Source organism: Streptomyces sp. NPDC059452 (assembly GCF_042750035.1).
GTDB lineage: Bacteria > Actinomycetota > Actinomycetes > Streptomycetales > Streptomycetaceae > Streptomyces.
Map to the genome: position 1 here is coordinate 104,982 of NZ_JBHYVE010000001.1, position 14,258 is coordinate 119,239.

General features: G+C 71.7%; 1 protein-coding gene. It reads left to right on the forward strand.

Annotated features, from left to right (window positions below):
• Nucleotides 1-63 precede the first annotated feature (63 nt).
• Complete coding sequence (locus ACFW9Z_RS00455) at nt 64-14,199, forward strand: amino acid adenylation domain-containing protein (RefSeq protein ID WP_384632041.1); 14,136 nt, start codon at nt 64-66, stop codon at nt 14,197-14,199.
• Nucleotides 14,200-14,258: the final 59 nt, after the last annotated feature.

Consider the following 14,258-nt stretch of genomic DNA (forward strand, 5'->3'; position numbering starts at 1 on the left):
GCACGGTGACGACGCACACAAAGAAATGCCTTACACGCTCTCGGCGCTCTATGGGGTCTTGGCATGAATTCTGACAGCACCTCCTTCCGGCTCGACCGACGGACGGACGGCGGCATCACCCTGCACGGCCTGTTCGAGGACCGGGCCGCGCACCAACCCGGCCACCCGGCCGTCGAATGCGGGGACAGGCGGCTCTCCTACGGTGAGGTGGACCGGCTGGCCAACAGACTGGCCCACCGGCTCGTCACCCGCGGGGTGGCGCCCGAGACCCGCGTCGGCGTCTGCGTCCGCCGGGGCCCCGAACTGATCGTCGCCGTGCTCGCGGTGCTCAAGGCGGGCGGCTGCTACGTCCCGCTGGACCCGGACTACCCGGCGGACCGGCTGGCCTTCATGGTCGAGGACGCGGGCATCGGCCTCGTCGTCGCCGAGAGCGGGCTCGGCGCCCGGATTCCCGCCGCACCCGACACCCTGCTGCTGGACGCCGCCGGGCAGGCGGACGCCTCTCCGGCGGGTGGACGCGCCGAGGACGCCGGGGACCGGGCGCCGGATGTCACCGTACGTCTCGACAACACTGCGTACGTCCTGTTCACCTCGGGCTCCACCGGCACGCCCAAGGGTGTCGCCGTCACCCACCGCGGCATCGGCGGACTCGGCGGGGCCCATGTCTCGGCGCTCGCCATCGACGAGCACAGCCGGGTCCTCCAGTTCGCCTCGGCCAACTTCGACGTGTCGATCGCCGACCTCGTCCAGACCTGGTACGCGGGGGCGACGCTCATCCTGCCCGCCACGCCCGCCCAGGTCGTCGGCGAGGCCCTGGCCGGACTGCTGGCCGACGCGGCCGTCACCCATGCCATGATCCCGCCGTCCGTCCTGGCCACGATCCCCCCGGTGGAGCTGCCCCGGCTGCGCGCCCTGGCCACCGGCGGCGAGCCCTGCCCGCCCGATGTGGTCGCCCGCTGGGCGGACGGACGGCGCATGTTCAACGCGTACGGCCCCACCGAGGCGACGGTCACCGCCACCCTCAACGGGCCCCTGCCCAGCGCGGTCGGCGCCCCGCCCGGGCTGGGGCGCGCCGTCGACGGCGTACGCGTGATGGTCCTGGACGAACGGCTGCGCCCCGTACCGGACGGCGGTGTCGGCGAGCTGTGCATCGCGGGCGACAGCCTGGCCCGCGGGTACGTCAACCGGGCCGGGCTCACCGCGGAGCGCTTCGTCGCCGATCCGTACGGCCCGGACGGTTCCCGGATGTACCGGACGGGCGACCTCGCCCGCCGGCAGGCCGACGGGACGTACGAGTTCATCGGCCGCTCGGACCAGCAGGTCAAGATCCGCGGGCTGCGGGTCGAGCTCGGCGAGATCGAGACCGCGCTCGTCGAGCACGACTCCGTCCTCCAGGCGGCGGTCTCCCTGCTGCCCGGCGGCGCCACCGGCCGGCTCGTCGCCCACCACACTCCGGCGGTCCCCGGCGCCGCACCCGGCACCGCCGAGCTGCGCGCCCACCTGTCCGGCCGGCTGCCCGCCCATATGGTGCCCACCGACTTCGTCGCCATGGACCGCCTGCCCCTCACCTCCAACGGCAAGGTCGACCGCCGGGCACTGCCCGCCCCGGGCCCGGCCGAGGACACCCCCTACGCCGCTCCCCGGACCGAGCTGGAGAGCCTGCTGACCGAGGTCTGGGCCACCGTCCTCGGCCGCGAACGCGTCGGGATCGACGACGACTTCTTCGTGTCGGGGGGCGACTCCATATCCGGGCTGCGGATGGCCTTCGCCGTCCAGCGCCGGACCGGGATCACCCCCGAGCCCGCCTGGCTCTTCGGCCACCGGACCGTCGCCGCGTACGCGGCCCGCCTCGCCGAGGAGCCCGGGACGGCCGAGGGCGTCGGCCTGCCCGTCCCCGTCCCCGTCCCGCGTACCGGCGATCTGCCGGCCTCGGCCGCCCAGCGCCGCCTGTGGTTCCTCGACACGTACGAGCCGGGCGGCGCCGCCTACAACTGCGCCACCGGCCTCCGGCTCACCGGCACGCTGGACACCGAAGCGCTGGCCGCCGCGCTGACCGCCCTGGCCGCCCGCCACGAGTCGCTGCGCACCACCTTCGAGGAGCGGGACGGCGCGCTGCTCCAGATCGTCCGGGCCCCCGGCCCCGTACCGCTGCCCGTCGTGGACCTCACCGCGCTGCCCGCCGCCGAGCGGGACCGGGAGCTGGAGAGGGCCCTGCGGTCCGAGGTGTCGGCCCCCTTCGACCTCCGTAACGGCCCCGTCCTGCGGGGGCTGCTGGTGCACACCGGCCCCCGGGAACACCTGCTCGTCCTGACGGCCCATCACATCGCGGCGGACGCCTGGTCGATGGAGGTGATGTGCCGCGAGCTGGGTGAGCTCTACACGGCCGGGACCTCCGGCGAGGAGCACTCCGCCCCGGCCCCGGTACCGCTCCAGTACGCCGATTTCGCCGCCTGGCAGCAACGGCGCCTCGAAGGGCCCGTCGCCGAGCGGCACCTCGCCCACTGGGCGAAGCGGCTGGCCGGTGCCACCCCGCTGGAGCTGCCGACCGACCGGCCCCGCCCGCCCGTACGGACCTCCGCCGGGGCGCGGCACCTCTTCTCCGTGCCCGCCCCCGTCGTCCACCGGCTCACCGAGCTCGGCCACCGGCAGCGGGCCACGCTGTTCGCCCCGCTCACCGCCGCCGTGCAGCTGCTGCTCTCCCGCTGGTCGGGGCAGCGGGACATTCTGCTCGGCACCGTGGACGCGGGCCGTGACCGGGCCGAACTCGCCGGGATCGTCGGGTTCTTCGTGGACACCCTGGCCCTGCGCGGCGATGTCGACGAGGCGCTGACGTTCGAGGACTTCACCGCCCGTACCCGCGAGGCCGTCCACGAGGCGCTGGCCCACAGCCAGGCACCATTCGAACGGGTCGTGGACGCCGTGCTTCCCGAGCGCGACCCCAGCCGTCCGCCGCTCGTCCAGGTCGCCCTTGTGCTCCAGAACGCGCCCGCCGCCCTGCCCCGACTCCCGGGCATCGAGGTGACCGAGGTCCAACTGCCCCGCGAGGCCTCGCTCTTCGACCTCACCCTGGAGTTCTGGGCGGACGCCGACGGCGGGCTGACCGGTTCCGTCGAGTACAGCACCGACCTCTTCGACGCGGCCACCATCCAGCGGCTCACCGGGCATCTGGGCGCCCTGCTCGACGGGCTGACCACGGCCCCCGCCACCCCCATGGCCGCCGTCGGCATGCTGGACCCGTCCGAGACCCGGCGGCTGGCGGAGGAGTGGGACGCCACCGGTCGCGGCACCGAACCCGCCACGCTCCCCGCGCTGTTCGAGGCGCGGGTGGACCGCGCGCCCGATGCCGTGGCCCTCCTGCACGGCTCCACCCGCGTCACCTACGCGGAGCTGGACGCGGCGGCGAACCGGCTGGCCCGGCATCTGCGCGGCCTGGGGGTGCGCCCCGGCAGCCGGGTCGGAGTATGCCTGGAGCGCGGCCCGGAGCTGATCACCAGCCTGCTCGGCATCCTCAAGGCAGGTGCGGCCTACGTACCGCTGGACCCCGGATACCCCGCCGCACGCCGGGAGTTCATGGCGCGGGACGCGGGACTGTTCCTCGTCGTCACCGACAGCACCCTGTACGGGGACGGCTCCCCCGCCGACGGTGAGGACGGGATCGCGCGGCTGCTGCTCGACACGGACCGCGCCCTCATCGACGCCGGGGACCCCGGTAGGCCGGATGGAGCCATCACCCCCGACAGCGGCGCGTACGTGATCTACACATCCGGCTCCACCGGCACACCCAAGGGCACGCTCACTCCGCACCGGGCCATCGACCGGGTCGTCCGCGACACCCCGTACATCACGCTCACCGACGCCGATGTCGTCGCCCAGATGGCCTCGGTCTCCTTCGACGCCGCCACCTTCGAGATCTGGGGAGCCCTCCTCAACGGCGCCACCCTCGCCATCGCCCCGCCGGGCGTGCTCGCCCCGCCCGAGCTGGGCGCCTTCGTCACCTCACACGGGGTGACCACGCTGTGGCTGACGGCCGGGCTGTTCCACGAGACCGTCGACGCCGACCCCGAGGTGCTCGCCGGGCTGCGCCATCTCCTGGCCGGGGGTGACGCGCTCTCGGTGCGGCACTGCCGGACCGTCCTGGAGCGGCTGCCCGGGGTCACCCTGATCAACGGTTACGGTCCCACCGAGACCACCACGTTCGCCGCCGCGGCCCGCATCACCGCCGAGCAGCTGACCGGCGACGGAGTGCCCATCGGCACCGCCATCGCCGACACCCGGCTGTACGTCCTGGACGCGTGGCTGCGGCCGGTGGCCCAGGGGGTCGCGGGTGAGCTGTACATCGGCGGCGAGGGGGTGGCCCAGGGCTATGTGAACCTGCCGGGGATGACCTCCGAGCGGTTCGTCGCCGACCCGTTCGGCGGGCCCGGGGCACGGATGTACCGCTCCGGCGACCTGGTGCGCCGGACCTCCGGGGGGCTGCTGGAATTCCTCGGCCGGGGCGACGACCAGGTCAAGATCCGGGGCTTCCGCGTCGAGCTCGGCGAGATCGAGGCCGCGCTCGCCGCCCACCCCCGGCTGTCGCGCGCGGTGGTCGTGGCCCGGCCGGGGCCCTCGGGGGCCAAGCGGCTCGTCGCCTACGCCGTACCGGCGGCTCCGGGCGCGGCGCCCGACCCCGGCGAGCTGCGGAGCTTCACGGCCAACGCGCTGCCGGACCACCTGGTGCCGTCGGCCTTCGTGGTGCTGGAGACGCTGCCGCTGACGCCGAACGGCAAGGTGGACCGCAAGGCGCTGCCCGCACCGGAGACGTACGGGCCGGAGCGCGAGCACGTGGCGGCCCGGACCCCGCTGGAAGCGGAGCTCGCGGCCATCTGGGCCGACGTCCTGGGCGTGGCGAGCGTCGGCGTCGACGAGAACTTCTTCGACCTCGGCGGCGACTCCATCCTCAGCATCCAGGTCGTCTCCCGCGCCCGCCGGGCGGGCATCGTGCTCGCCTCTCAGGACATCTTCGTGCGGCAGACCGTCGCCGCACTCGCCGAAGGCGTTCAGGACGCCCGCTCCGGCGATGCCGGGGGCGAGAGCCCCGAACTGCCCCCCGTGGAGGGCCCCGTGGTACTCACCCCCATCCAGCGCTGGTTCTTCCGCACCCACCGGAACGCCCCGCACCACTTCAACCAGGCCATGCGCTTCGGCCTGCGCCCCGGCGTCGACGCGGCGGCGCTCTCGTCCGCGGTCACCGCGCTCGCCGCCCATCACGACGCCCTGCGCATGCGGTACACGCGGACCGGCGCCGGGTGGCGTCAGCACAACCTCGCGGAGGACCCGGACGTCACGCTGGAGCGCACCGATCTGTCGCATCTGGACGGGGAGGCCGCGCGGGCGGCCATGGACGAGGAAGTCGCCGCCCTCCAGACCGGGTTCGACCTCTCGGCAGGGCCGCTGATCCGCTTCCACCTGTTCGTCCTGGACTCCGAGACCGTCGAGCTCGTCGCCGTCGCCCACCACCTGGTCGTCGACGGTGTTTCCTGGCGCATCCTCCTCGAAGACCTCGGCCGCGCCTACGAACAAGCCGTCACCGGCACTGCTGTGGATCTCGGACCCAAGACCACCTCCTTCCTCACCTGGGCCGGCCGACTCCGCGACCACGTCGAAGCAGGCGGCTTCGATGACGAACTCGACCACTGGACCGCCGTAGGCACCGGCATCCCCACCGAACTCCCCGGAACCACCCCCGCCACCACCCCCGGTGAACTCACCATCACCTCAGCAAGCCTCACAGCCGAAGCCACCCAAGCACTCCTCCAGGACGTCCCCGCCACCTACCACACCCGCATCAACGAAGTCCTCCTCGGCATCCTCGGCCACGTCCTCGGCAACTGGACCGGCACCGAACGCACCGTCGTCGACGTCGAAGGACACGGCCGCGAAGAGATCATCGACGACGTCGACCTCTCCCGCACCGTCGGCTGGTTCACCTCCGTCTTCCCCCTCGAACTCCACACCGGACCCGACACCCCCACCGCCGTCAAAACCGCCAAGGAACACCTCCGCACCACCCCCAACCGAGGCATCGGCCACGGCGCCCTCCGCCACCTCGGAGACCCGGACTCCCCGGCGGGGGACCTCGGCCGCGACGTACGGCCCCAGGTCTCCTTCAACTACCTGGGGCAGTTCGACGGCATGGTCGCCGACAACCCCCTGGTCACCGCCGTGCTGCCCGGCCTCGCGGGAGAACACAGTCCGCTGGATCCGCGGCCGTACCTGCTGGATGTCGTCAGCCGCATCGTCGACGGCCGCCTCCTCGTCGAGTTCGGACGACAGGAAGGCACCCTCCCCACCACCGACATCGACATCCTCGCCACCCACTACATCACCGCACTCCAGGAATTCATCGACCACTGCACCCACCCCGACACCACCGGCGGACACACCCCCACCGACTTCCCCCTCGCCGACCTCGACCAACCCACCCTCGACCACATCACCCACCACCACACCGACATCCAAGACATCCTCCCCCTCATGCCCATGCAGGCCGGAATGCTCTTCCACGCCCTCATGGAACCCGACTCACCCGCCTACATCGAACAACTCATCCTCACCATCGACGACATACCCGACCCCACCACCCTCGCCCACTCCTGGCAACACATCACCAACCACACCCAAGCCCTCCGCATCAGCGTCACCTGGGAACACACCCCCCAACCCCTCCAAATCATCCACCACCACACCACCCTCCCCACCCACATCCTCGACTGGCGCCACCTCACCGAACACGAACAAACCACCCACTGGAACACCCACCTCACCCACGACCGCAACCAAGGAATCAACCTCCACCACACCCCCCTCGCCCGCCTCACCCTCGCCCAACTCCCCGACAACCGCGTCAAAATCCTCTTCACCTTCCACCACCTCCTCCTCGACGGCTGGAGCCTCGCCCGCCTCCTCACCCACATCTTCGACCACTACACGGACGGCGACAGCGCTTCGCCCCGCATCCGGCCCCTGGCCGAGCAGGCCCGCTGGTTCCAGCAGCGGGACGTGGCGGCCGCCGAGGAGTACTGGAGGACGACGCTGGCCGGGTTCGACTCACCGGTCGCGCTGCCCTACGACCGGCCGCCCGCCCGCCCGGGGCAGGCGCGTTCCACCGCCCGGCTGCACCTCACGGTGGACCGGGAGCTCTCCGGACAGCTCTACGCCTTCGCGCGGCGGCACCGGCTGACCGTCAACACCGTCGTCCAGGGCCTCTGGGCCCTCCTCCTCGCCGGACGCACCGGACAACGCGACATCGTCTTCGGCGCCACCACCTCAGGCCGCCCCACCGACCTCCCCGGCGCCGACGACATGATCGGCCTCTTCATCAACTCCCTCCCCGTCCGCGTCCACCTCGACCCCGAGACCGACCTCGTCACCTGGCTCCAGAACCTCCAGGCCACCCAGGTCGAAGCCCGCCACCACGACCACCTCCCCCTCACCCGCATCCAGACCCTCAGCCAACTCACCCCCGAACAGCCCCTCTTCGACACCCTCACGGTCTTCGAGAACTACCCGGTGGACACCGATGCGGCCGCCGCCAAGGGACTGCGGGTCGGGGAGATCAGCGCCGTCGAGGCCACCAACTACCCCCTCAACCTCATGACGTACGGCGGCGAGCAGCTGGAGTACGTCCTCGTGTACGACCCCGACGTCTTCGACCGCTCCACCATCGAGGCCCTGCGCGAAGACCTCGCGCACCTCACCCGGAGCATCGTGGGAAGCGCGGACCGCCCGCTCGCGGCGCTGGACGCCGTACCCACCGACGTACGGGACCGTGTCCTGGAGGAGTGGGGCCACACCCCGCTCGCCGTGGACACGCTCACCTTCGGCGGCCTGTTCCGCGCCCAGCTGGCCCGTACGCCCGAGCTCCCGGCCGTGGTCGCCGGGGACACCACCCTCACGTACGCCGAGCTGTTCTCCCGGGCCGCCCGGCTCTCCCACCACCTCATCGGCCGGGGCGTCCGTCCCGGTGTCCGGGTCGGTGTCGCGCTGGAGCGCGGTATCCCCTGGCTGGTCGCCACGCAGGCCGTGATCCAGGCCGGTGGTGTCTACGTCCCGGTCGACCCGGCCTATCCGGCCGACCGCATCGCGCACATGGTGGCCGACTCCGCCATCACGTTCCTGCTCACCGAGGAGCGGCACGCGGACCGGCTCCCGGCCGACGCGGCCTGCGAGACCGTTCTCGTGGACACGCTCGGGGCCGAGCTGGCGACCCTGCCCGATGCCCTCCCCGGTATCGACGTCGATCCTGAGCTGCCCGCCTACGTCATCTACACCTCGGGGTCGACGGGCGTCCCCAAGGGGGTAGAGGTGGCGCACACCGGCCTCGCCGCCCTGCTGAGGTGCATCATCGACACGTTCGGCGTCCGGCCGGGCGACCGCGTCCTCCAGAACTGCTCGCCCAGCTTCGACGCGTCGGTCTTCGAGATGCTGTGGGGGCTCGGCACGGGCGGGACCCTCGTGCTCACCCCGGCCGGTACGTCCTCGGCCGAGGACCTGGTGGAGCTGCTGGAGCGCGAGCGGGTCAACCAGGCCCTGATCGTTCCCGCGCTGCTCGCCACCCTTCCCGCCGCCGAACTCCCCGAGCTGCGAGTCCTGTTGACGGGCACCGAGGCGGTCAGCGCCGATCTGGTGGCGCGCTGGTCCGGCGGGCGGCGGATGATCAACGGATACGGCCCGACCGAGGCGACGATCGCGACGACGTTCAGCGACCCGCTCGACGCCGCCGACCCGGGCGCCCCGCCCATCGGCCGCCCGTACGGCAACGTCCGGGTCTACGTCCTGGACGACTGGCTGCGGCCGGTGGCGCACGGGGTCGCGGGTGAGCTGTACATCGGCGGCGAGGGGGTGGCCCAGGGGTATGTGAACCGGCCCGGCATCACCGCCGAGCGGTTCGTGGCCGACCCGTTCGCGGAGCCCGGGGCACGGATGTACCGCTCCGGCGACCTGGTCCGCTGGTCCGCCGACGGTCAGCTGGAGTTCGTGGGCCGGGCCGACGCGCAGGTGAAGGTACGCGGACACCGCGTCGAGACCGGTGAGGTGGAGGCGGCCCTCGCGGACCACCCCGCGGTCGGCCAGGTCGCGGTGGCGCTGCGCGGCGACGGTCCGGGCTCCGGGCGGCTCATCGGGTATGTGTCCCCGGCCGCCGGGCTGGCCACCGACGCCCTGGACACGGCGGATCTCCGCCGGTTCGCCTCGGACGCGCTGCCGGACTACATGGTGCCGTCGGTGTTCGTGGTGCTGGAGAGCCTGCCGCTGACGCCGAACGGCAAGGTGGACCGCAAGGCGCTGCCCGCACCGGAGACGTACGGGCCGGAGCGCGAGCACGTGGCGGCCCGGACCCCGCTGGAAGCGGAGCTCGCGGCCATCTGGGCCGACGTCCTGGGCGTGGCGAGCGTCGGGGCCGAGGACAACTTCTTCGACCTCGGCGGCGACTCCATCCTCAGCATCCAGGTCGTCTCCCGCGCCCGTGCGGCGGGGCTGTCGCTCTCCCCGGCGGACGTCTTCGACTGCCAGAGCGTCCGGGCCCTCGCCGAGCGACTGGAGCACTCCGCCGGACAGGAGGGCGGCGCGCCACGGCCCGCCGACGTGGCCGTCGAAGGTCCCGTGGGGACGACTCCGGTCCAGGAGTGGTTCTTCCGCACCCACCCGAGCGCTCCGCACCACTTCGGCATGTCGATGTCGGCCACGGTACGGGCAGGTGCCGATCTCGACGCCCTCGCCTCGGCGATCGCCGGAGTCGTCGCCCATCACGACGCCCTGCGGACGCGGTTCACCGCCGACGGTGACGGCCGCTGGACACAGGAGCTCGCCGAGAACGTGACGACCACGGTGGGCCGCACCGATCTGTCCCTTCTGGGCGGGGAGGCCGCGCGGGCGGCCATGGACGAGGAAGTCGCCGCCCTCCAGACCGGGTTCGATCTGTCAGCCGGGCCGCTGATCCGGTTCCATCTGTTCCTGTTCGACTCCGGCACCGTCGAGCTCGTCGCCGTCGCCCACCACCTGGTCGTCGACGGTGTTTCCTGGCGCATCCTCCTCGAAGACCTCGGCCGCGCCTACGAACAGGCCGTCACCGGCACCCCCATCGACCTCGGACCCAAGACCACCTCCTTCCTCACCTGGGCCGGCCGACTCCGCGACCACGTCGAAGCAGGCGGCTTCGACAACGAACTCGACCACTGGACCACCGTAGGCACCGACATCCCCACCGAACTCCCCGGAACCACCACCGCCACCACCCCCGGTGAACTCACCATCACCTCAGCCACCCTGACGGCCGAAGCCACCCAAGCACTCCTCCAGGACGTCCCCGCCACCTACCACACCCGCATCAACGAAGTCCTCCTCGGCATCCTCGGCCACGTCCTCGGCAACTGGACCGGCACCGAACGCACCGTCGTCGACGTCGAAGGACACGGCCGCGAAGAGATCATCGACGACATCGACCTCTCCCGCACCGTCGGCTGGTTCACCTCCGTCTTCCCCCTCGAACTCCACACCGGACCCGACACCCCCACCGCCGTCAAAACCGCCAAGGAACACCTCCGCACCACCCCCAACCGAGGCATCGGCCACGGCGCCCTCCGCCACCTCGGAAACCGGTTCGACAAGCCCGTACAGCCGACCGTCTCGTTCAACTACCTGGGCCAGTTCGACAGTACGAGCCCCGAGCCGGACGCCTCCGGCGACGGTGCCCTTCTCCGGGACGTCGGTTTCCTCCAGGACGGTGACACCAGTCCGCTGGATCCGCGGCCGTATCTGCTGGATGTCGTCAGCCGCATCGTCGACGGCCGCCTCCTCATCGAGTTCGGACGACAGGAAGGCACCCTCCCCACCACCGACATCGACATCCTCGCCACCCACTACATCACCGCACTCCAGGAATTCATCGACCACTGCACCCACCCCGACACCACCGGCGGACACACCCCCACCGACTTCCCCCTCGCCAACCTCGACCAACCCACCCTCGACCACATCACCCACCACCACACCGACATCCAAGACATCCTCCCCCTCATGCCCATGCAGGCCGGAATGCTCTTCCACGCCCTCATGGAACCCGACTCACCCGCCTACATCGAACAACTCATCCTCACCATCGACGACATACCCGACCCCACCACCCTCGCCCACTCCTGGCAACACATCACCAACCACACCCAAGCCCTCCGCATCAGCGTCACCTGGGAACACACACCCCAACCCCTCCAAATCATCCACCACCACACCACCCTCCCCACCCACATCCTCGACTGGCGCCACCTCACCGAACACGAACAAACCACCCACTGGAACACCCACCTCACCCACGACCGCAACCAAGGAATCAACCTCCACCACACCCCCCTCGCCCGCCTCACCCTCGCCCAACTCCCCGACAACCGCGTCAAAATCCTCTTCACCTTCCACCACCTCCTCCTCGACGGCTGGAGCCTCGCCCGCCTCCTCACCCACATCTTCGACCACTACACAGCGTTGCGGGACGGACGTCCGGTGCCGGTGATCACCGGTGGCAACCGGCTTGCCGACCAGGCCCGTTGGAACCGTGACAGGGATGTCCTGGGGGCGGAGGAGTTCTGGCGTTCCACGCTTGAGGGGTTCGATTCGCCGGTCGCCCTGCCCTACGACCGGCCGGCCGGCCGCACCGGGCAGGGGCGCTCCTCGGCGCGGGTCGAGGTGGGGCTCTCGGAGGAGCTGTCCGAAGAGCTCTATGCCTTCGCGCGGCGGCACCGGCTGACCGTCAACACCGTCGTCCAGGGCCTCTGGGCCCTCCTCCTCGCCGGACGCACCGGACAACGCGACATCGTCTTCGGCGCCACCACCTCAGGCCGCCCCACCGACCTTCCCGGCGCCGACGACATGATCGGCCTCTTCATCAACTCCCTCCCCGTCCGCGTCCACCTCGACCCCGAGACCGACCTCGTCACCTGGCTCCAGAACCTCCAGGCCACCCAGGTCGAAGCCCGCCACCACGACCACCTCCCCCTCACCCGCATCCAGACCCTCAGCCAACTCACCGCCGAACAGCCCCTCTTCGACAGTCTGATCGTGTTCGCCAACTATCCGGTGGACACGGAGGCGGCGGCCGAGAACGGGCTGCGGGTCGGGGAGATCAGCGCCGTCGAGGCGACCAACTACCCGCTGAACCTGGCTGCTTACACGGGCCGGTCCCTCACGCTGATCCTGCTCCACGACCCCGAGGTCCTGGACCGGTCCACCGTCGAGGCCCTGCGTGACGATCTGGTCCACCACGCGCGGACTCTGGTCACCGAAGCGCCGGGGGCCGGTGGCGGGCGGCGGCTCGCCGAGCTCGGCAGCGTACGGAGTGAGGAGCGGGAGCGGCTGCTTGAGGAGTGGGGGCAGGGTGCGCCCGGTGACCCGGGGACGACGCTGACCGCCGTCTTCGCCGAGCATGTGGCGCGTGCCCCCGGCAACACGGCGCTGGTGGTGGGCGAGGAGCAGGTGACCTACGCCGAACTGGACGTACGGGCCAACCGTCTGGCCCACCGGCTCGTGGAGCTCGGGGTGGGCCCGGACAGCCGGGTGGGGGTGTGCCTGGGGCGGCGTGTGGAGCTGTTCGTGGCCCTGCTCGCCGTACTCAAGGCGGGCGGCGCCTATGTGCCGCTGGACCCGGAGTACCCGGTCGACCGGCTCGCGTTCATGGTGACCGACTCCGGGGCGGGTCTGGTCGTCACCGACCGGGCGTGCGCGGGTGCGCTGCCGGAGAGCGGGGCCGCCCGGCTCGTCCTCGACGACCCGGCCGAGCTGGCCGCCGTGGCCGCGCGGCCCGGCGGGGCGCCCGAGGTCGAGGTGCACCCGGACAACCTCGCGCACGTCATCTACACCTCCGGCTCCACCGGCCGCCCCAAGGGTGCCGTGCTGCCGCACCGCGGGGTGCTGCGCGTCGCCCGGGACCCCAAGCTCGCCATGACCGAGAAGGACGTGGTGGGGCAGTTGGCGACGGTCTCCTTCGACGCGGGGACGCTGGAGATCTGGAGCGCCCTGCTCAACGGCGCCTCGCTGGCCGTCAGTCCGTCCCGGATGATGTCGGCGGCCGAGACCGGGGCGTTCCTCCACGAGAAGGGCGTCACCGCGATCTGGATCACCGCGGGTCTCTTCCACGAGATCGTGGACAGCGACGTACGGGTCCTGGCCGGGCTGCGGCTGATCATGTCGGGCGGCGACACGCTGTCCCCGGCCCACTGCGAGAAGGTCGTCGCGCAGGTGCCGGGTGCCCGGATGATCAACGGGTACGGGCCGACCGAGGGCACCGTGTTCACCTCGCTCTTCGTCGTCAACGACAACTACCGGGGCAGTGGCCCCATGCCCATCGGCACACCGGTCGCGGGCACGGCGGTCTATGTCCTGGACCCGGAGCTGCGTCCGGTGCCGCCGGGGGTGACCGGCGAGCTGTATCTGACCGGGGACGGGATGGCGCGCGGGTACGTCAACCGGCCCGGCATCACCGCCGAGCGGTTCGTGGCCGACCCGTTCGGGGAGCCCGGGGCACGGATGTACCGCTCCGGCGACCTGGTGCGCTGGCTGCCGGACGGGAACCTCGACTTCGTCTCCCGTACCGACTTCCAGGTCAAGATCCGCGGTCTGCGGATCGAGCTGGGCGAGATCGAGGCGGTGGCGGCGTCGTATCCCGGGATCGCCCAGGCCCTGGTCCTGGCCCGCGAGGACGTCCCGGGGTCGAAGCGGCTGGTGGCGTACGCGGTGCCCGACGCGGGCACCGGCGCCCCTGCCCCCGGTGAGGTGAAGGAGCACATCGCCCGCTCCCTTCCCGCCTACATGGTGCCCGCGGCCGTGGTCGTGCTGGACGCCTTCCCGCTGAACCCCAACGGGAAGGTCGACCGGCGGGCCCTGCCGTCGCCGGAGGAGGCCTCCGGGCCCCCGGCCGGGGGAAGTCTCGCCCCGCGCACGCCCGGCGAGGAGCTGATCGCGGGCATCTGGGCCGATGTGCTGAGTGTCGAGGAGGTCGGTGTCGACGAGAACTTCTTCGACCTCGGCGGCGACTCGATCCTCACCATCCAGGTGATCTCCCGGATCCGCGAGCTGTTCGCCACGGATGTGCCGGCGCGGACCCTGTTCGACAACCCGACGGTGGCCGAACTGGCCGCCGCCGTCGAGGCCCAGGTGCTGGCCGAGCTGGAGTAGCCCCGCACCGCACCGATCACCCACAGACATCCCGTAGTACCCGTATGAGGAGAGACACG